Genomic DNA, 18880 nt, shown 5'->3' on the forward strand with positions numbered 1-18880 from the left:
TCTCCCGCGGGAGACAGGGTGCCGCGAGAACCCGTCGGGTCCCCAGGTGCCGGGTCGAGGTCTACAACCGGGCTCCCGCTGCCGTGACAGCAGCGCGTCCTTGCACCCTAGCCCACGAATCCGTCAAGGGGACGAACCGTCCAGTTTTTTGTTCAACCAGCCCACGACTGTTCACCCGAGCCGGGTTCACAGCCCCAGGCTGCGCCCGATGATCTCCTTCTGGATCTCCGTCGTGCCGCCGTAGATCGTGGAGATCCGGCTGTCGAGGTAGGCCTTGGCGATCGGGAACTCCATCATGTAGCCGTAGCCGCCGTGAAGCTGGACGCCCTGGTTGACCAGCTTGTTCTGCAGCTCGGTGCACCAGTACTTCGCCATCGCGGCGTCGACCGCGGTCAGGTCGCCGGTGAGGTGCTTGCGCAGGCACTCGTCGAGGAAGGCACGGGCGACCCGGGTCTCGGTCGCCATCTCGGCCACGAGGAACCGGTTGTGCTGGAACTTGCCGATCGGCTTGCCGAACGCCTCACGGGTCTTGGCGTAGTCCAGGCACATCGCGAGCACGGCCTCGCAGGCGGCGACGGCCTGCGCTGCGATGATCAGCCGCTCCTGGGGGAGGTTCATCATCAGGTAGATGAAGCCCTCGCCCTCCTGGCCCAGGAGGTTCTCCTTGGGCACCCGGACGTCGGTGAAGGACAGCTCGGCGGTGTCCTGCGCGTGCAGGCCGATCTTGTCGAGGTTGCGGCCGCGCTCGAAGCCCTCCATGCCGCGCTCGACCACGAGCAGGCTGATGCCCTTGTGGCCGGCCTCGGGGTCGGTGCGGGCGACCACGATGACGAGGTCGGCGTTGATGCCGTTGGAGATGAAGGTCTTGGAACCGTTGAGGACGTAGTGGTCGCCCTGGTCGACCGCGGTGGTGCGGATCCCCTGCAGGTCGCTGCCGGCGCCCGGCTCGGTCATCGCGATCGAGGTGATGATCTCGCCCGAGACGCACCCGGGGAGCCAGCGCTGCTTCTGCTCCTCGGTCCCCAGGCTGGTCAGGTAGGGGACGATGATGTCGGTGTGCACCGAGAAGCCGGGGCCGCTGACGTTGGCGCGGGTCTGCTCCTCGGACAGGATCACGTGGTAGCGGAAGTCCTCCACGCCCGGGCCGCCGTACTCCTCGGGCACGTCGAAGCACAGCAGCCCGGCCTCGCCGGCGGCGGTCCACAGCTCGCGCGGGACGATGCCGTCGCGCTCCCACTGGTCGTGGTGGGGGACGACCTCGCGCTCGTAGAAGGTGCGCGCGGTCTTGCGGAAGTCCTCGTGCTCGTCTGAGTAGAGGGACGTGGGCGTCTCGGCCATGGGGTCCTCGCAGCGGATCGGTCGGGCGGGATGCTGACACCTCTACTGTCACAGCAACGGTGTCAACGATCAAGGGACGACGCGCGGCGGCCGCACGACGGCGCGGCGCGCGACGTTGCCAGCAGGACTGGCACAGTGGGGCACGACGGTGCCGCCCGGCGCCGCGACGCCCGAGGAGGAACCGGTGGCCGAAGCCGCGCAGGAGGGCCGCGAGCTCTACACCGTGGACGAGCTGGCGGCAGCGACCGGCACCACCGTGCGCACCACGCGGTACTACGCCGGGCTCGGCCTGATCCCGCCGCCCATCCGCCGCGGCCGGATGGCCTACTACACCTCGCTGCACCGGGCCCGGCTCGACCTGGTCCGGGCGCTGCAGGACCACGGCTTCACGCTCGCGGCGATCGAGCAGTACCTCCGCCGGCTGCCCGACGACGCCGGTGTCGAGGACCTCGCGCTGCAGCGGGCGATGCTGACCTCGTGGGGCGGCGGCCGGCGCGAGCCGGTGACGCGGCGCCAGCTGGAGGCGCAGGCAGGGCGAGCGCTGAGCGACGACGACGTCGACCGTCTCGAGAAGATCTTCGCCGTACGCCGGGACGGTGAGCGCTACGAGCTGCTGCCGGCCTTCGACGTGGCGCTCCGGCTCGACTCGCTCGACCTGCCCACGGACTCCCTCGAGGTGGCCTCGGAGGCCATCAACCGCCACATGGTCGCCCTGGCCGACGAGCTGACCGACGTGCTGCGCCACCGGGTGCTCAAGCCGTTCCGCGGTCGCGAGCACTCCGAGGCCGACACCGCCGCCTTCGAGCAGACGATGTCGCGGCTGCGTCAGCTGACGCTGGAGGCCGTCGTGGCGGGGTTCCAGCGAGCCGCCAACGACGTGATCACGCGGTCGTTGGCGGTCTCGGAGGACGGGCCCGGAAGCCCGGCCGGTGCTCAGCCGCGCGGGACGACGGCCCAGAGCACGAGGTAGACGAGCGGGCCGACCGGCAGCGTCAGCACCATCGCGAGGACCGCCAGCACGCGGACCACGGTCGGGTCGACGCCCAGGTAGGCGCCCACCCCGCCGCACACGCCGGCCAGCGGGCCGTCGGTGCGGACCAAGCGGCGGTAGGGCGGGGGCGGCTGCTGCGGCAGCGGCCGCGGCTGGCCGGTCGGGTGGGTGGTCGGCTGGCCGGTCGGGTGGCTGGTCGGTGTGGTGGTCTGCTCGGTCATCGTGACTCCTGGTCGGTCGTGCGGGTGGGGGTGAGCGGAGCGGTGTGCTCCAGGTCGTCGTGCGAGTCGTCGTGCAGGTCGTCGTGCAGGTCGGCGTCGGGAGAGCGGTCACGGCCGACGTGGGGCTCGGGCAGCGGCGGCACCGGGTCGGGCTGCGGACGACGAGCGCGGTTGCGGGCGCTCAGCACGCTGGCCAGCAGGCCCAGGACACCGGCCACGACGAGGACGCCGGGCACCAGGAACGCGACCTGGTCGGCGTCGACGGCGTCGGAGACGACCAGCGCCCAGACCGCCACGACCCCGAGGAACAGCAGCGCCATCACCAGGTGGGCGACCTTGACGGACCGGCGGGCGGAGGGGGAGGTGGTGCTCATCAGGACTCCTCGGTCTGGACGGTGATCTGGCCGACCCGGGCGTCGACCTCGAGGTCGAGCACGGGGACGTCGGGGGACGGTGCCGAGGGTCCGACCCGGCCGGAGAGGACGGGGTTGAGGCCCTCGCGGTGCCGGTCGCCGAGGTCGATGCTCCCGGCGTACGCCACCTCGGCGTCGACGCGCACCGCGACGCCCTCGGGGACGAGGACCCGGGCCTCACCGGCGCCGATGCGCACGGCGACGCGCCGGCCGTCGAGGGCCCGGGCGTCGCCGAGGCTCGTCAGGTCGAGGGTGAAGACCCCGTTGCCGTCGGCGTAGGAGGACCGCAGCGCGGCCGCGTCGCCCGGGACGACGTAGGTCTCGTCCGCGCGGACCGAGGAGCCGGCCGCGGCGTCCACCGCGCTGGTGATCCCCAGGCCGAGGGTGGCGAGCAGGCCGAGGGCGACCAGGCCGCCGGGTCGGCCCACGAAGGCGCCGACGAGCAGCACCAGCGCGACGACGGCCAGCGCGAGGGCGGCGTACGCCGAGACCAGGACGTCGTCGCCGACGTCGAGGATGCCGAGCACCCCGAGCGCGATGGCCACGAGGGCGACGGTGGGCCAGAACAGCACCAGGCCGGTACGCCGCGGGCGCGGGGGAGGCGGGGTGGCGTAGGTCGTCGGGTAGGCCCGCGTCGGGGGCACGCCCGCGGCCGGGGAGCTCCAGGGGGCGGGCGGCGCGCCGGTGCTGGCGGCCGTGGGCGCGGTGCCCCACGGGGCGGGCGGCGGCGCGTCCTCGCGGTCGCGGCGCTGGCGGGCGCTGCTGACCAGCGCGGCCACGACCAGCACGAGCAGCAGCAGCGGGACGGGTACGCCGAGGCCGACCCCCCAGCCCGAGCCCCAGCCGTCGCCGGCGAAGGGCGTGCCGAGCACGATCAGCACGGCGAGCAGACCGGCGACGAGCACGACCGCCCGGCGGCCCTCGGCGCCGACCTCGAGCGGGGCGCGGTCGCGGCCGTCCTCGGGCACGAACGCCCACACCGCGGCGTACACCAGGAGGCCGGCGCCGCCGAAGAGCGCGAGCACGGCGAGCAGCACGCGGACCACGGTGGGGTCGACGCCGAAGTGGCGGCCCAGCCCGCCGGCGACGCCGGCGAGGTAGCGGTCGGAGGTGGAGCGGGAGAGCCGGCCCAGCTCGCGCACCTGCTCGGTGCCGAGCCGGGGGCCGGGGTCGGTCTGGGTGGTGCCCTCGGTGGGGCGGTCTGCCTGGTCGTCCATGTCCACCATCGTGGTCGGGCGGGGCCCCCCGCACCATCGGGGACGACCCTGGTCCGACCCCCGGGTGCCCGGGGTCGACCCCCGGCGCCGGACCGGGGTCGCTCCCGGTGCCGTGGGGGGCCGCGGGGTGTCACGATGGAGCGGACATGAGCCCGGACACGAGCACCGTCCAGCCCCCGCACCCCGCGTCCCGTCCCGGGGCGGCGCCGCGGCGCGCCTACCGGGCGACCGACGAGGCGCTGCTGGGCGGCGTGGCCGCCGGCCTGGCGCGCCACCTGCGGCTCCCGGTCGCGCGGGTGCGGATCGCGATGCTCGCCCTGGTGGTCCTCGGCGGCTTCGGTGCGGTGCTGTACGCCGCCCTGTGGCTGGTGCTGCCCGCCCGCCGCGACGACGGCGGCGGCACCCCGGGCACCCCGGGCCTGGACGCCGCCACCCGGCAGGGCCGCCGCAGCGGCGGCCGGGCCCGCCGGCTGATCGACCACGGACCGCTCGTCGCGGTCGGGGCGATCGCCGCGGGCGTGCTGCTGCTGCTCACCCTGCTCACCGGCCGGGCGCTCGCCGTCGCCCCGCTCGTCATCGGCGCCGCCGGGCTGTCGCTGCTGTGGGTGCAGGCCGACCGGGCGCAGCGCGACCGGTGGCGCGACGACCGCCGCCGGGTCAACCCCGTGCGCGCCCTCGTGGGCGACGGGGGAGCGGCCGCGTGGCTGCGCCTGCTCGCCGGCACCTCGCTGCTCCTGGTCGCGGTCGTGGTCTTCGCGCTGCGCTCGGGCAGCCTGTCGGTGGCGCTCGACGTCGGCCTGGCCGCCGCGATCGCGATGGTCGGCATCGGGCTGGTGCTGGGGCCCTGGCTGGTGCGGCTCTCGGCCGACCTCAGCGAGGAGCGCGAGGCGCGGGTGCGTTCGCAGGAGCGATCCGACGTGGCCGCCCACCTGCACGACTCGGTGCTGCAGACGCTGGCACTGATCCAGCGCTCGGCCGCCGACCCGGCCACGGTGTCGCGGCTGGCCCGGGCCCAGGAGCGCGACCTGCGCACGTGGCTGTTCCAGAGCGACGAGCCGGGCCCGACCACCCTGGCCGGTGAGCTGCGCGCCGTGGCCGCGGAGGTGGAGGACCGGCACGGCGTCCCGGTCGAGGTGGTCTGCGTCGGCGACGCGCCGCTCACCGAGGCCGACCGGCCGCTGGTGCTGGCGGCCCGCGAGGCGGTGGCCAACGCGGCCCGGCACTCCGGGGCCGCCACGGTGGACGTCTACGCCGAGACCACCCCGCGCGGCATCGAGGTCTTCGTGCGCGACCGCGGCCGAGGCTTCGACCCGGCCGCCGTGCCCGAGGACCGTCACGGGCTGCGCCACAGCATCGAGTCGCGGATGACGCGCCACGGGGGCCGGGCCGAGGTCCGCAGCACCCGGGGCAGCGGCACCGAGGTCCGGCTCGCCATGCCCCGTTCCCCGCACGACCCGACCCAGGAGGCGCCGTGAGCGACCCCGTCCCCACCGGCAGGCACACCGTCGTGATCGTCGACGACCACGCGATGTTCCGGGCCGGGGTGCGTGCCGAGCTCGGCAGCAGCGTCGCCGTGCTGGCCGAGGCCGCCGACGTCGACGAGGCCGTGGCCGCGGTGACGGCCCACCGGCCCGCGGTGGTGCTGCTCGACGTCCACCTGCCCGGGGGCGGCGGGTCCGAGGTGATGCGCCGGTACGCCGCGTCGCCCGGCGCCGCCGAGGCCCCCACCCGCTTCCTGGCGCTGTCGGTCTCCGACGCCGCCGAGGACGTGATCGGCACCATCCGGGCCGGGGCGCGCGGCTACGTCACCAAGACGATCACCGGGCCCGAGCTCGTCGCCGCGATCGACCGGGTGGCCTCGGGCGACGCGGTGTTCTCACCCCGGCTGGCGGGGTTCGTGCTCGACGCGTTCGCCGGCACCATCGAGGTCGCGGCGGTCGACGAGGACCTCGACCGGCTCACCGAGCGCGAGCGGGAGGTGATGCGGCTGATCGCGCGGGGCTACTCCTACCGCGAGGTCGGGGCCGAGCTGTTCATCTCCACCAAGACCGTGGAGACCCACATGTCCTCGGTGCTGCGCAAGCTGCAGCTCTCCTCGCGCCACGAGCTCACGAGGTGGGCCTCGGACCGGCGCCTGCTCTAGGGCCGCGCGGGGTCTGCGCCAGCAGCCGGGCGGGCAGCAGGCTGGCCCAGGCCGGTCGCCAGTCCGGGTGGCGCTGGCCCATCTCCCACGCCAGGTCGTCGAGCGCCGGGCCCTGCTCGGGGTGCAGCACGCGCCACCAGGGCGGGTAGGAGTCGAAGGCCCGGTCGAAGTCGACCACGACGCCGTCGGAGGCCACCCGGGCGAACAGCCAGGCCCCGCCCGGCGCGCTCGCCTCGTCGTGGTGCAGCACGTGCAGCAGCGTGACCAGGGTGCGCTCGGCCGCGGCGGGCAGCCGGGTGTTGGTGGGAGCCGGGACCAGGCGGTCGCGGCGCGCCATCACGGCGTACTCGTAGGGGGAGGTCGGGCCGCTGACCTGCGCCCAGCGGACGACGGCCGGCGGCTGCTGGATCAGCGCGCGCTCACGGTCGGGCGCCTCGCGCATCTGCCGGTGCAGCTGGTCGCGCAGCCGCTCGCGGACCGGCCCGCGCGGCAGCAGCGGGGGCGGCGTACGGGCGTCGGCCAGGAGGTCCAGCGCCTGCAGCAGGCGCACGTCGTCGACACCGGGCCCGGCGTGGTGGCGCAGGTCCTCGGCGGTGACGCGACCGGCGCGGGCGGCAGCGCCCAGCCGGGGGTCGACGCCGGCCAGGGCCCGCAGCAGCGGCACCGCGCCCGGGTCCTCGACCGAGGTGCTGGTGTCCCACTCCTCGTGGGCCCACCAGCACACGAAGGTGGGGCGGCCCTCGTCGGTGGCCTCGCTCAGGGTCCAGTCCGGTGCACCCCGCCGGGCGTCGGGGGGTGCGGTGGGGGCGTCCGCGGAGCGTCCCCACAGCACCCAGCGCCCGCCACGGGTGGGCTGCATCCGCAGCCAGGACCCGTCGGCCCGGTCCAGGCGCAGCACCAGGGCCGGCAGGTCGAGGACGTGCCGGTCCTGGTCCGTGTCGTCCTGGGCCAGCAGCGCGAGCGCCGCCACGCACGCCCAGGACCACCACAGGTCCTCGGGAGGCGGCAGCTCGTCGGGGTCCACGCGGACATTGTGCGGAAGACCGGGGGCGCACGGCGAGCCCGCCCCGAGGGGCGAGACCGACCGGGGTGGGACCTACTCGGCGACGGCCGCGAAGGAGGCGTCGATCAGCCACTCCACGGGGGCGCGGTCGTCGGTGTAGACGGTGCCGCCGTCCAGCCCGGGCTCCAGCCGGGAGGCCGCGTCGTCGGCGACGGGGCGGACGTCGGGGGGCACGTCGGCGGCGCGGAGCTGGTCGCGCGGGTCCTCCTGCGCGGTGGTGGCGAGCAGCACGGTGTTGGTGCTGTCCACCGGGTCGCGCCAGACGTTGGCCTCGCCGTACACCGAGCGCATCGTGGCGGTGAGGACCTTCTCGAGCTGGTCGTTGCCGGGCACGTGCCCGACGTTGACGGTGACCGTGCCGCCGGGGTTGAGGCGGTCGCGGGTGACCTCGAAGAACTCCTTCGTGGTCAGGTAGTAGGGGATGTAGGGCTGCCGGTAGGCGTCGAGCATGATGTTGTCGAAGCGCTCGTCGCTCTGCTGCAGCCACGGCCGCGCGTCCGCGGTGTGGGTGGTGATGCGGTCGCTGGTCATCCCGAAGTACTCGCGGCCGATCTCGCTGACCTTGTCGTCGAGCTCCACGGCGTCGACCTCGACGTCGGGGAAGTAGTGGGTCAGGCCGCGCGCCACCGTGCCGCCGGCGCTGCCGAGGTTGACGATCTTCTGCGGGGCGGTGCCGCCGCCGAACCCGGCGACCAGCATCGAGTCCCAGTAGCCGCCGAACAGGAAGTCGTCGGGGCGGTAGATCGAGTGGATCGCCTGGCCCTCGTTGAGCTCCAGCACGCGGGTGCCGTCGTCGGCCTCGATGACGCGGGCGTACTGGTACTCCGTCTCGGCCTCGTCGATCACCCGGCCGGCGTCGGTCACGGTCTTGGTCGACCCCGGGGGGACCGCGACGAGGACCGCGATCGCAACGGTGATCACGATGCCCAGCACCCGCACCTTGCCGCGCAGCGCCGGCACCGAGACCAGGGCCAGCAGCAGCGAGAACACCAGGAAGGTGCGCTGGCTCCCCACCAGGGGGATCAGCGCCAGGGTGGCGCCGAAGGTGCCGGTGAGGCTGCCGATGGTGCCGAGGGCGTAGAGCCGGCCGGCCGTCTTGCCGGTGTCCTCGACGCTGTCGACCTTCAGCCGGACGGCGTACGGCGAGACGATGCCGAGCATCAGCACCGGCACCGCGATCATCGCGCCGACACCGACGAGCGAGCCCAGGAACAGACCGCCGGAGTACTCCGAGAAGGCACGCACCGACTGCCGCAGGAACGGCGCGCTCAGGAACGGCACCGCAGCGAAGAAGACGCTGGAGGCCAGCACCCACCGGGCCAGGCCGTGCAGGGTGGGGTTGCGGTCGGCCAGCCGCCCGCCGATGGCGTAGCCCACCGACAGCGAGACCAGCGTGATCGCGATCGTGTTGGCCCACACGATCGTGCTGGCGCCGAACCACGGGGCCAGCAGCCGGGCGGCGGCGATCTCGGCGCCGAGGCTCGCGGTGCCGACCACGAACACGATCAGCTCGAGCAGGCCGCGGGGCGGTCGGTGCGGGGCGTCGCCGGTCGAGGTCGTGCGGGACGTGGAGGCGCTGGTCTGCGTCACGCGGTGGAACCTACCTGGGCGCCGGTCACGCGCCGTGGCGGCTGGCAGGAGGGGCACCAGTAGGTCGGCCGTGCCCGCCCGACCGGGCCGAGGTCGGCCTGGCGCAGCCGGGTGCCGCAGCGGGCGCAGGGTCCGCGGTGGCCGTAGACCCAGTAGCGCCGCCCCTGGCGCGACCCGGGCCCTCCTGCCCCCGAGCGGTAGTCCGAGCGCGGGGCCCGCGCGGCCCGCAGCGCCCGGGAATCGCCGGTGGTGACCCGGAACGGGCGGTCGCGGTTGGCCAGCAGCTGCTCGTGGGCGACCGCGACGAGCGCCGCGAGGTCGGGCACCAGCGCCACCGGGTCACGCGGGTCGACGCCGGCGAGGAAGCAGATCTCGCAGGCGAAGACGTTGCCGACGCCGGCTAGCAGCCGCTGGTCGAGCAGCGCCTCGACGACGGGACGCTCGGGGTGGTCGCCCAGGTTGGCCAGCGCCGTCGGGGCGTCCCAGTCCGGACCGAGCAGGTCGGGACCGAGGTGGCCCACCAGCCGGTCCTCGGCGTCGGTGCGGACCAGGTCGAGCAGCACCGAGAAGCCGACGGCCTCCGTCGTCGCCGTGCCGAGCACGACCCGGGCGGTGTGCCAGGGCCGCCGCCACCGGGCGCCGGGCCGCTGCACGTCCCAGCGTCCCTCCATCTTGAGGTGGGTGTGCAGGGTGAGGCCGGAGTCGAACCGGGTCAGCAGGTGCTTGCCCCGGGTGGCGGTCCCCAGCACGGTGGCGCCGCGCAGGTCACGGGTGGCCAGGGAGGGCACCCGGAGGTCCGAGCGGGTGAGCACCTGGCCGCGCAGTCCCTCGTCGAGCCGTCGCGCGGCCCGTACGACGCTGTCGCCCTCGGGCACCGGACCTCAGCCCCGGACCCGCAGGCCGCGGGGCGTGGCGATGAAGCCGGCCGCCTCCATGGCCCGGCGCAGCGGCTCGGAGCCGTCGCCGTGGATGCTGGCGCCGTCGGCCTTCTCGACCACCAGCCGGCCCAGGGCCCCGTCTCCCACGGCCCGGCCGAGCGCCGTGACCGCCGCGACCAGTCGCTCCTGGGCCGCGGCGTCGTCGCCGCCGGTGCCCTCGGCGTCCACGAACGTGAGCAGGGTCTTGCCGCCGCGCTCGACGTAGAGGGCGAGGTGGCCGTCGACCAGCACCACCAGGGCCCCGGCCTTGCGGCCGGGCCGGTGGCCGGACTCCTGCGGTGGCCAGGGCAGCGCCGCGCCGTAGGGGTTGGCCGGGTCGGTCGCGGCCAGCGCCACGGCGTGCACCGGCTGGGAGTCGCGGTCGCGCTGGGTGTCGCCGTGCATGCGCAGCCGGTCGATGGCGCCGACGGTGCCGAACTGGGCCGCGCCGAGCCCCTCCACGAAGTAGCCGCGGCGGCAGCGCCCGGTGTCCTCGAAGGCGGCCAGCACCTTGTAGGCGCCGGCGAAGCCGCCGGGAGTCCGCTCGCTGACCACGGCACCGCGGGTGACCACGCCGTGGCGCTCGAGCAGGCTCTCGGCCACCGCGTGCGCCCGCAGCGTGGGGTCCGTCTCGCGCTCGGGCAGCAGGAACCACCGCCCGGCCATGTCGGGCGGCGCGGCCCGCAGCGCGGCGCTGCTCAGCCGGGGCCGGTTGCTGGGCCGGGCGCTGCGCACCCGGGGCGGCGTGCGGCGGGCGCGGTGGGCGCTGCGACCGCTGCGGGTGAGCACCCGCAACGGCGCCAGCGTGTCGTTGCCGAGCCGGCCCGACCAGACCAGGTCCCAGACCGCGGCCGTCAGCGCCTTGTCGTCGCTGCTGCCCGCCACGGTGGCGAGCTGGCGGAAGAAGTAGGCGCCGCCGCCGGCCAGGGCGTCGAGGACGGCCTCGTGGTCGGGGGTGAGCGCGAGCTCGCCGAGGTCGGGCAGCGTGAGCGGGGCGGCGTCGGCGAGGTGGAGGGAGACCCAGCCGTCCGCGCCGGGCAGGTCGCCGTGCCCGGCCCACACCACCTCGCCGGTCGAGGTCAGCTCGTCGAGCATGGCGGGGCTGTAGTCGGCGACGCGGGCGGGGAGCACCAGCGTCTCGAGCGCGCTCGCGGGCACGCCGCAGCCCGCGAGCTGGTCGACGACCGTGACCACGCCGTCGAGGCCGCGCAGCCGGCTCTGCCGGCCGGTCGCCGTCGGGGGGACGACGTGCTGCCAGGCCGGCACGAAGCGGGCGAGCGCCGCGGGCTCGACCGGCTCGACCTCCTGCCGCAGCCGGGCGAGGGAGCGGCGGCGCAGCAGCCGCAGCACCTCGGCGTCGCACCACTCGGCACCGCTGCCCTGGGGCCGGAACTCGCCCTCCATCACCCGGCCCTGGGCCGCGAGCCGGGCCAGCGTCTGGTGACAGACCGCGACCCCGAGACCCAGGCGGGCCGCGACCTCGTGGGCGGTGAAGGGGCCGTGGGTGCGGGCGTAGCGACCGACCAGGTCGGCCAGCGGGTCCTCGACCGGCTCGGTGAAGACGTCGGGCACCCCGGGCGGCACGGGGACGCCGAGGCCGTCCCGGAGCCGGGCGACGTCCTCGACGACGGCGAAGCGCTGCTGGCCCGACATCAGCACGGGCACGACGCGCCGCGCCGTCACCAGCTGCTGCAGCCAGCCCTCGACCTGGTCGGGGTCGGAGCAGCGAGCGCGCACCTCGTCGGCGTCGAGCGGGCCGAGCAGCCGGAGCAGGTCGGCGATGCCCTCGGCGTCCTTGGCCCGACGGCTCTCGGCCAGCCGCTGCACCTCCGACTCGACCTCGGCGAGCACCTCGGGGTCGAGCAGCTCGCGCAGCTCGGCCCGACCGAGCAGCTCGGCCAGCAGGCCCTGGTCGAGGGTGAGCGCGGCCGCCCGGCGCTCGGCCAGCGGGGAGTCGCCCTCGTACATGAAGGCGGCGACGTAGCCGAACAGCAGCGACTGCGCCATCGGGGAGGGGCGTTGCGTCTGCACGTCGACCAGTCGCAGCCGGCGATCGGCGATCCGGCGGTGCAGCGCCACCAGCGAGGGCAGGTCGTAGACGTCCTGGAGCACCTCGCGGACGGTCTCGAGGATGATCGGGAACGACGGGTAGCGGGCCGCCACCTCGAGCAGCTGTGCGGAGCGCTGCCGCTGCTGCCACAGCGGGGCGCGGCGCCCCGGGTCGCGGCGGGGGAGCAGCAGCGCCCGCGCGGCGCACTCGCGGAAGCGTGAGGCGAACAGCGCCGAGCCGCCGACCTCGGTGGTGACCAGCGGCTCGAGCTCCTCGGGCTCGAAGGCCACCAGCTCGGCCCCCGGCGGCTCCTGGTCGGTCTCGGGGATGCGCAGCACGATGCCGTCGTCGGTGGCCATGGCCTGCGCGTCGAGGCCGTAGCGCTCGCGCAGCCGGGCGTTGATGGCCAGCGCCCAGGGCGCGTGGACCGGCGTGCCGTAGGGGGAGTGCACCACGATGCGCCAGTCGCCGAGCTCGTCGCGGAAGCGCTCCACCAGCAGCTGCTGGTCGTGGGGCACCGCCGAGGTGACCTCCTTCTGCTCCTCCAGCAGCGAGACGAGGTTGTCGGCGGCCCACTCGTCGAGGCCGGCACCCCGCACCCGGGCCAGGGCCTGCTCGCGCGGCAGCTGCGACAGCTCCCGGGTGAAGGCCCCGATGGCGCCGCCGAGCTCGGCCGGGCGGCCCAGGGTGTCGCCGGTCCAGAACGGCAGCCGCCCGGGCTGGCCGGGGGCCGGCGCGACCAGGACGCGGTCGTGGGTGATGTCCTCGATCCGCCAGCTGGTGGTGCCGAGCGTGAAGACGTCGCCGACGCGGGACTCGTAGACCATCTCCTCGTCGAGCTCGCCGACCCGGCTGGCCTTCTCGCCGACGAGGAACACCCCGAACAGGCCGCGGTCGGGGATGGTGCCGCCGCTGGTGACGGCCAGCCGCTGGGCGCCGGGCCGCCCGGTCAGCTCCCCGGTGACGCGGTCCCAGACCAGGCGGGGACGCAGCTCGGCGAACTCGTCGCTGGGGTAGCGGCCCGAGAGCAGGTCGAGGGTGGCGTCGTAGGCGCTGCGCGGGAGGGTCGCGAAGGGTGCGGAGCGGCGTACGACGTCGAACAGGTCGTCGGCCGACCACGCCTCCATCGACGTCGCCGCCACCACCTGCTGCGCGAGCACGTCGAGCGGGCTGGCGGGGACGTGCAGCGCCTCGATGCCGCCGGAGCGCATCTGCTCGACCGCGACCGCCGAGGGCACCAGGTCGCCGCGGTGCTTGGGGAAGAGCACCCCGCGCGAGACCTCGCCCACCTGGTGGCCGGCGCGACCGACGCGCTGCAGCGCGCTGGCGACCGACGGCGGCGATTCGACCTGCACGACGAGGTCGACGGCGCCCATGTCGATGCCGAGCTCGAGGCTGCTGGTGGCCACCACGCAGGGCAGGCGGCCGCGCTTGAGGTCGTCCTCGATGATCGCCCGCTGCTCCTTGGAGACCGAGCCGTGGTGGGCGCGGGCGACCAGGGGCGCCGCGGGGTCGGCGGCGCCGGTCTGGCCGGACTGCGCCATCACCTCGGCGGGCGGACCGTCCTGCGCGGCGTCCTCGCGGTCGAGGCCGGCGCGCTCGGCGGCCAGCTCGTTGAGCCGGGCCGTGAGCCGCTCGGCCAGCCGCCGCGAGTTGGCGAAGACGATGGTGGAGGTGTGCTGCTCGACGAGGTCGAGCACCCGGGCCTCGACGTGGGGCCACAGCGAGCCCGCGCGCGGGCCGTCGTCGCCCTCCTCGCCGCCGAGCTGGGTCATGTCCTCGACCGGGACCACGACGGTGAGGTCCCACTGCTTCTCCGAGGGCGGGGCGACGACCTCGACCGGGGCGGCCCCGCCGAGGAAGCGGGCGACCTCGTCGACGGGGCGCACCGTGGCGGAGAGGCCGATGCGCTGGGCCGGGCGCTCCAGGAGCTCGTCGAGACGCTCGAGCGAGACCGCCAGGTGGGCGCCGCGCTTGGTGCCGGCCACCGCGTGCACCTCGTCGAGGACCACGGTCTCCACGCCGCGCAGCGCCTCGCGGGCCTGCGAGGTGAGCATCAGGAACAGCGACTCGGGGGTGGTGATGAGGATGTCGGGGGGCGAGGTCTGGATCCGCCGCCGCTCCTGGGCCGGGGTGTCGCCGGAGCGGACGCCGACCCGGATCTCGGGGACCTCCAGCCCGAGCCGCTCGGCGGTCTGCCGGATGCCGACCAGCGGGGCCCGCAGGTTGCGCTCGACGTCGACGGCGAGGGCCTTGAGCGGGGAGACGTAGAGGACGCGGCAGCGGTGCTGCTTCTCCTCGGGGGGCGGCGTCGTGGCGAGCCGGTCGATCGACCACAGGAACGCCGAGAGCGTCTTGCCGGAGCCGGTGGGGGCGACCACCAGGGCGTGCCGGCCGGCGGAGATGGCCTCCCAGGCCCCCTGCTGGGCGGGCGTGGGGGCGGCGAAGGCAGCCGCGAACCAGGCACGGGTGGGTTCGCTGAACTGCTGCACCCCGACATCCTGCCGGAGCCCACCGACAGCCCCGCGGGGACGGGACCGATGAGTCCGGGGTCCGGCGGCGGTCGGAAAGGGCGCGACGGTTGTCGGTGGTGTCTGGGAGGGTGACGAACATGGTGGACGCAGTGCTGGCCGAGGGCCTGGTCAAGACCTACGGGAAGGTCCGCGCGCTCGACGGCCTGTCCCTGCGCGTGCCCGAGGGGGAGGTGCTGGGCGTGCTGGGTCCCAACGGGGCCGGCAAGACCACGGCGGTCAAGGTGCTCACCACGCTGGTCCGGCCCGACGCCGGCACCGCCAGCGTGGCGGGTGTCGACGTCGTCGCCGACCCGGCCGGGGTGCGGCGCAGCATCGGCGTCTCGGGGCAGAACGCCGCGGTGGACGAGTACCTCACCGGCTTCGAGAACCTCGACATGGTCGGCCGGCTCTACCACCTCGGCGCCCGGGCCAGCCGGGAGCGGGCGCGGGAGCTGCTGCGGGAGTTCGACCTCGAGGAGGCGGGCGACCGGGTCGCCAAGGGCTACAGCGGCGGCATGCGACGACGTCTCGACCTCGCCGGGGCGCTGGTGGCCCGACCCCCGGTGCTGTTCCTCGACGAGCCCACCACCGGGCTGGACCCGCGCAGCCGCACCTCGATGTGGGAGGTGATCCGCGGCCTGGTGGCCGGCGGCACCTCGCTGCTGCTCACCACCCAGTACCTCGAGGAGGCCGACCTGCTCGCCGACAACATCGTCGTCGTCGACCACGGCCGGGTCATCGCCGAGGGCACCGCCGACGAGCTCAAGGCCCAGGTCGGCGGCGAGCGGCTGCAGGTCACGGTGGCCGACCCCGCCCAGCTGGGCCGGGCCGAGGAGCTCCTGACACCCCTGGCGGTGGGGCCGGTGGTGCGCGAGGAGGAGCGGCGCGGCCTGCTGGTGCCGGTCACCGGGGGAGCCGCCCGGCTGGCCGACGCGCTGCGGCTGCTCGACGGCGAGGGGGTGGCGCTCGACGACGTCGGGCTGCGACGACCGACCCTCGACGACGTGTTCCTCACCCTGACCGGACGCTCGACCGCCGAGGACGACGCCGCGCTCTCCCAGGAGGCCTCCGCATGAGCCTGTCCACCGCCGTCTCCGACGGCTTCGTCGTCGCCAAGCGCAACCTGATCAAGGTCAAGCGCGTGCCCGACCTGCTCGTGTTCACGACCCTCTCGCCGATCATGTTCGTGCTGCTGTTCGCCTACGTCTTCGGCGGCGCCATCGACCAGGGCGGCGACGGCAGCGCCTACCGCGAGTTCCTCATCGCCGGCATCTTCGCCCAGACGGTGGTCTTCGGCTCCACCATCACCGGCGCCGGCATCGCCGAGGACGTGCAGAAGGGCATCATCGACCGGTTCCGCACGCTGCCGATGTCGCCGTCCGCGGTGCTCTTCGGCCGCACCCTCTCCGACGTGGTCAACAACGTGATCGTGCTCGTGGTGATGTCGCTGACGGGCCTGGCCGTGGGCTGGCGCATCCGCGACGGCTTCTGGCACGCCCTGGTGGGCTTCCTGCTGCTGCTGGTCTTCGCCTACGCCATCTCCTGGATCATGGCGCTCGTCGGGCTGCTGGTGCCGAGTCCCGAGGTGGTCAACAACGCCTCGTTCATCATCATCTTCCCGCTCACCTTCATCGCCAACACGTTCGTGCAGCTGGAGACGCTGCCCGGTCCGCTGCGCACGTTCGCGGAGTGGAACCCGATCTCGGCGGTCACCCAGGCGGCGCGGGAGAACTTCGGCAACGTGCCGCCCGGGGGCGGGCTCTCCACCCCGTCGTGGGCGCTGCAGAACCCCGAGCTCTACACCCTGATCTGGTCGGCCGTGGTGCTGCTGGTCTTCGTGCCGCTCGCCTCGGCCCGCTACGCCCGCGCCACCAGCCGGTGACCGCCGCCGAGGCGATGATCAGCGCCCGCGGGCTGCGCAAGGGCTTCGGCGAGGTCGAGGCGGTCCGTGGCATCGACGTCGAGGTCCACCGCGGCGAGGCGTTCGGCTTCCTCGGCCCCAACGGGGCCGGCAAGTCCTCGACGATGCGGATGGTCGCCGCGGTCTCGCCGGTCAGCGGCGGCGAGCTGCGCATCCTCGGGCTCGACCCCGCCACCGACGGCCCCGAGATCCGCTCGCGCATCGGCGTGTGCCCCCAGGAGGACACCCTCGACACCGAGCTCAACGTCTTCGACAACCTCTACATCTACGGCCGCTACTTCGGGCTGCCCCGGGCCGAGGTGCGCCGCCGCTGCGGTGAGCTGCTCGAGTTCGTGCAGCTCACCGACAAGGCGCGGTCCAAGGTCGAGGACCTCTCCGGGGGCATGAAGCGGCGGCTCACCATCGCCCGCTCGCTCGTCAACCGGCCCGAGCTGCTGCTGCTCGACGAGCCCACCACGGGGCTGGACCCGCAGGCCCGTCACGTGGTGTGGGACCGGCTGTTCCGGCTCAAGCAGCAGGGCGTCACCCTCGTGCTCACCACGCACTACATGGACGAGGCCGAGCAGCTGTGCGACCGGCTCGTGGTCATGGACGGCGGTCGAATCGTGGCCGAGGGGTCCCCGTCGTCCCTGATCCGCGAGCACAGCACGCGCGAGGTCGCCGAGCTGCGCTTCGGCACCGGGGAGCACGAGGCGCTGGCCCCACGGCTGGAGGACCTCGCCGAGCGGGTCGAGGTGCTGCCCGACCGGCTCCTGCTGTACGCCGCCGACGGCGAGGCCGCGGTGGCCGCGGTCCACGAGCGCGGCCTGCACCCCGCCATGTCGCTGGTGCGGCGGTCCTCGCTGGAGGACGTCTTCCTGCGCCTCACCGGCCGGACGCTGGTCGACTAGGACCGCCATGGCTGCCACGCGCTCGCTCGCACCCCGGATGACCGATTACTGGTGGACCGTCTACAAGCGCACCTGGAAGGGCAGCGTCGTCTCCTCGTTCGTGACGCCGCTGCTCTACGTGCTGGCCATGGGCGTGCTGCTCGGCGGCTTCATCCAGGGCGACCCCGACCGGCTCGAGGGGGCGAGCACCTACCTCGCCTTCGTGGTGCCGGGCATGCTCGCGGCCCAGTCGATGCAGCTGGTCTTCGGCGAGCTGACCTATCCGGTGATGTCGGGCGTGAAGTGGCACAGGACCTACTTCGCGATGGTGGCCACGCCGCTGTCTGTGCGCGACGTGGTGCAGTCCCAGGTCGGCTTCGTGGTGTTCCGGGTGGCGCTGAGCTCGGCGGTGTTCTGCCTCGTGGTGGCCCCCTTCGGGGTCTTCGCCACCTGGTGGGGTGCGGTGGTGGCCTGGCTGGTGCAGCTGCTGGTCGCGCTGGCCTTCGCCACCCCGGTCTTCGCGCTGTCCTCCTACCTCAAGGACGAGTCGGGCTTCTCGCTGGTCTTCCGCCTCGGCATGATCCCGATGTTCCTGTTCTCCGGGGCGTTCTTCCCGGTCGACAACCTCGGTCCCACCCTGGCGGCCCTGGCCCGGCTCACGCCGCTGTGGCACGCCGTCGACCTGACCCGGATGCTCACCGTCGACCGCCTCGACCCGCTGCTCGCGCTGCTGCACGTCGGCTACCTCGCTGCCCTGACGGCCCTCGGCTACGTCCTGGTGCTGCGCTTCCTCGGCCGCAGGCTCGCCTCGTGAGCCCGCTGACCGCGGCCGCGGCGACGGCGCAGACCCGGCGGCTGGGCGCGCTCGGCGCGGTCGGGCTGCTGGTGCAGCGCAACTACGTCGTCTACCGCTCCGCCTGGTGGATCTTCCTGTCCGGCTTCCTCGAGCCGGTCTTCTACCTCTTCTCGATCGGCGTCGGGGTCGGCCAGCTGGTGCAGGGCTTCGAGGTCGACGGCCGCACGATCGGGTACGCCGCGTTCGTGGCCCCCGGCATGCTCGCGGCGGCCGCCATGAACGGCTCGCTGCTCGACTCGACGTTCAACTTCTTCTTCAAGCTGAAGTACGCCAAGACGTTCGAGCAGATGCTGGCCACCCCGCTGACCACCCGCGACATCGCCCGGGGCGAGCTCGCCTGGTCGCTGCTGCGCGGCGGCACCTACTCGCTGGCGTTCCTGCTGATCATGGTGGCGATGGGCCTGGTGGCCTCCTGGTGGGCGGTGCTGGTGCTGCCGGCGGCCCTGCTCATCGGCGTCGCCTTCGGCGCGGTCGGCATGGCGCTGACGACCTACATGCGCTCCTGGCAGGACTTCGAGTACGTCACCCTCGCCACGCTGCCGCTGTTCTTGTTCTCGGCCACGTTCTTCCCGCTCGAGGCGTTCCCGACCTGGCTCGGCTGGGTGGTCGAGGCCACCCCGCTCTACCGCGGCGTGGTGCTGGTCCGCGAGCTCACCACCGGGGCGGTGACGGCCGACTCGGTCGTCTCGGTGGTCTACCTCGTGGTGTTGTCGGTCGCGGGCATGCTGGTGGTCTCGCGGCGGCTGGACCGGCTGCTGCTCGGCTGAGCGGAGGCCCG

General features: G+C 74.4%; 16 protein-coding genes. 8 read left to right on the forward strand and 8 right to left on the reverse strand.

Translation table 11 applies throughout. The annotated features are described in order from the left end of the window. Window positions 1-186: 186 nt before the first annotated feature. Complete coding sequence (locus tag EDD33_RS04460) at window positions 187-1338, reverse strand: acyl-CoA dehydrogenase family protein (RefSeq protein WP_123389275.1); 1152 nt, start codon at window positions 1336-1338, stop codon at window positions 187-189. A gap of 184 nt (window positions 1339-1522) precedes the next feature. Here EDD33_RS04460 and EDD33_RS04465 point away from each other — a divergent pair, with 184 nt between their 5' ends. Further along, complete coding sequence (locus tag EDD33_RS04465) at window positions 1523-2308, forward strand: MerR family transcriptional regulator (RefSeq protein ID WP_123389276.1); 786 nt, start codon at window positions 1523-1525, stop codon at window positions 2306-2308. Here EDD33_RS04465 and EDD33_RS04470 read toward each other — a convergent pair. From EDD33_RS04470 to EDD33_RS04480, 3 genes are read right to left on the reverse strand one after another with little or no spacing between them, the layout of a single operon-like run. Then, a complete protein-coding gene (locus EDD33_RS04470) occupies window positions 2272-2550 on the reverse strand; it encodes a PspC domain-containing protein (RefSeq protein WP_123389277.1) in 279 nt (92 codons plus the stop codon). The two genes, EDD33_RS04465 and EDD33_RS04470, sit on opposite strands and share 37 nt — an antisense overlap. Next, window positions 2547-2924 (reverse strand): hypothetical protein, encoded by a 378-nt coding sequence (locus EDD33_RS04475; protein WP_123389278.1) that lies wholly within the window; start codon window positions 2922-2924, stop codon window positions 2547-2549. The genes EDD33_RS04470 and EDD33_RS04475 overlap by 4 nt, the downstream gene beginning before the upstream one ends. Then, window positions 2924-4180 (reverse strand): PspC domain-containing protein, encoded by a 1257-nt coding sequence (locus tag EDD33_RS04480; protein WP_170169697.1) that lies wholly within the window; start codon window positions 4178-4180, stop codon window positions 2924-2926. The genes EDD33_RS04475 and EDD33_RS04480 overlap by 1 nt, the downstream gene beginning before the upstream one ends. 146 nt (window positions 4181-4326) lie before the next feature. On the opposite strand from EDD33_RS04480, the gene EDD33_RS04485 reads away from it, so the two are divergent. Together EDD33_RS04485 and EDD33_RS04490 are read left to right on the forward strand one after the other, a co-directional pair. Continuing rightward, entirely contained in the window at window positions 4327-5655 is a 1329-nt protein-coding gene (locus EDD33_RS04485) for an ATP-binding protein (protein ID WP_123389280.1), read from the forward strand. After that, entirely contained in the window at window positions 5652-6323 is a 672-nt protein-coding gene (locus tag EDD33_RS04490) for a LuxR C-terminal-related transcriptional regulator (RefSeq protein WP_123389281.1), read from the forward strand. The genes EDD33_RS04485 and EDD33_RS04490 overlap by 4 nt, the downstream gene beginning before the upstream one ends. On the opposite strand, the gene EDD33_RS04495 is transcribed toward EDD33_RS04490, so the two are convergent. From EDD33_RS04495 to EDD33_RS04510, 4 genes are all read right to left on the reverse strand, one after another. Next, window positions 6289-7347 carry a hypothetical protein gene (locus tag EDD33_RS04495; RefSeq protein ID WP_123389282.1) on the reverse strand — a complete coding sequence of 353 codons (1059 nt, stop codon included), beginning with the start codon at window positions 7345-7347 and terminating at the stop codon, window positions 6289-6291. The genes EDD33_RS04490 and EDD33_RS04495 overlap by 35 nt on opposite strands. 72 nt (window positions 7348-7419) lie before the next feature. Next, window positions 7420-8976, reverse strand: a complete 1557-nt coding sequence (locus EDD33_RS04500) for a spermidine synthase (protein ID WP_246003366.1) — start codon at window positions 8974-8976, stop codon at window positions 7420-7422. Further along, a complete protein-coding gene (locus EDD33_RS04505) occupies window positions 8973-9851 on the reverse strand; it encodes a DNA-formamidopyrimidine glycosylase family protein (RefSeq protein ID WP_123389283.1) in 879 nt (292 codons plus the stop codon). Before EDD33_RS04505 ends, EDD33_RS04500 begins: the two co-directional genes overlap by 4 nt. 6 nt (window positions 9852-9857) lie before the next feature. After that, the gene (locus EDD33_RS04510) at window positions 9858-14435 is read right to left on the reverse strand and encodes an ATP-dependent helicase (protein WP_211332410.1); all 4578 of its coding nucleotides are present in this window, start codon (window positions 14433-14435) and stop codon (window positions 9858-9860) included. 119 nt (window positions 14436-14554) lie between these two features. On the opposite strand from EDD33_RS04510, the gene EDD33_RS04515 reads away from it, so the two are divergent. The 5 genes from EDD33_RS04515 to EDD33_RS04535 are packed head-to-tail and all read left to right on the forward strand — an operon-like array spanning window position 14555 to window position 18869. Continuing rightward, window positions 14555-15532 carry an ATP-binding cassette domain-containing protein gene (locus EDD33_RS04515; protein ID WP_123389285.1) on the forward strand — a complete coding sequence of 326 codons (978 nt, stop codon included), beginning with the start codon at window positions 14555-14557 and terminating at the stop codon, window positions 15530-15532. Further along, entirely contained in the window at window positions 15529-16338 is an 810-nt protein-coding gene (locus EDD33_RS04520) for an ABC transporter permease (protein ID WP_123389286.1), read from the forward strand. The genes EDD33_RS04515 and EDD33_RS04520 overlap by 4 nt, the downstream gene beginning before the upstream one ends. Further along, window positions 16335-17267 carry an ABC transporter ATP-binding protein gene (locus EDD33_RS04525; RefSeq protein WP_425463834.1) on the forward strand — a complete coding sequence of 311 codons (933 nt, stop codon included), beginning with the start codon at window positions 16335-16337 and terminating at the stop codon, window positions 17265-17267. Before EDD33_RS04520 ends, EDD33_RS04525 begins: the two co-directional genes overlap by 4 nt. 7 nt (window positions 17268-17274) lie before the next feature. Further along, window positions 17275-18060 (forward strand): ABC transporter permease, encoded by a 786-nt coding sequence (locus EDD33_RS04530; protein WP_123389287.1) that lies wholly within the window; start codon window positions 17275-17277, stop codon window positions 18058-18060. Beyond that, on the forward strand, window positions 18057-18869 hold the full coding sequence (locus EDD33_RS04535) for an ABC transporter permease (RefSeq protein ID WP_246003367.1): 813 nt from the start codon (window positions 18057-18059) through the stop codon (window positions 18867-18869). Before EDD33_RS04530 ends, EDD33_RS04535 begins: the two co-directional genes overlap by 4 nt. Window positions 18870-18880 lie beyond the last annotated feature (11 nt).

The sequence above is a fragment of the Nocardioides aurantiacus genome (genome assembly GCF_003752505.1).
Classification (GTDB): domain Bacteria; phylum Actinomycetota; class Actinomycetes; order Propionibacteriales; family Nocardioidaceae; genus Marmoricola; species Marmoricola aurantiacus.

Coding starts and splice junctions, on each gene's coding strand:
- EDD33_RS04480 (WP_170169697.1), bottom strand. CDS start 4,180: ATGGACGACCAGGCAGACCGCCCCACCGAGGGCACCACCCAGACCGAC.
- EDD33_RS04485 (WP_123389280.1), top strand. CDS start 4,327: ATGAGCCCGGACACGAGCACCGTCCAGCCCCCGCACCCCGCGTCCCGT.
- EDD33_RS04475 (WP_123389278.1), bottom strand. CDS start 2,924: ATGAGCACCACCTCCCCCTCCGCCCGCCGGTCCGTCAAGGTCGCCCAC.
- EDD33_RS04530 (WP_123389287.1), top strand. CDS start 17,275: ATGGCTGCCACGCGCTCGCTCGCACCCCGGATGACCGATTACTGGTGG.
- EDD33_RS04515 (WP_123389285.1), top strand. CDS start 14,555: ATGGTGGACGCAGTGCTGGCCGAGGGCCTGGTCAAGACCTACGGGAAG.
- EDD33_RS04520 (WP_123389286.1), top strand. CDS start 15,529: ATGAGCCTGTCCACCGCCGTCTCCGACGGCTTCGTCGTCGCCAAGCGC.
- EDD33_RS04460 (WP_123389275.1), bottom strand. CDS start 1,338: ATGGCCGAGACGCCCACGTCCCTCTACTCAGACGAGCACGAGGACTTC.
- EDD33_RS04470 (WP_123389277.1), bottom strand. CDS start 2,550: ATGACCGAGCAGACCACCACACCGACCAGCCACCCGACCGGCCAGCCG.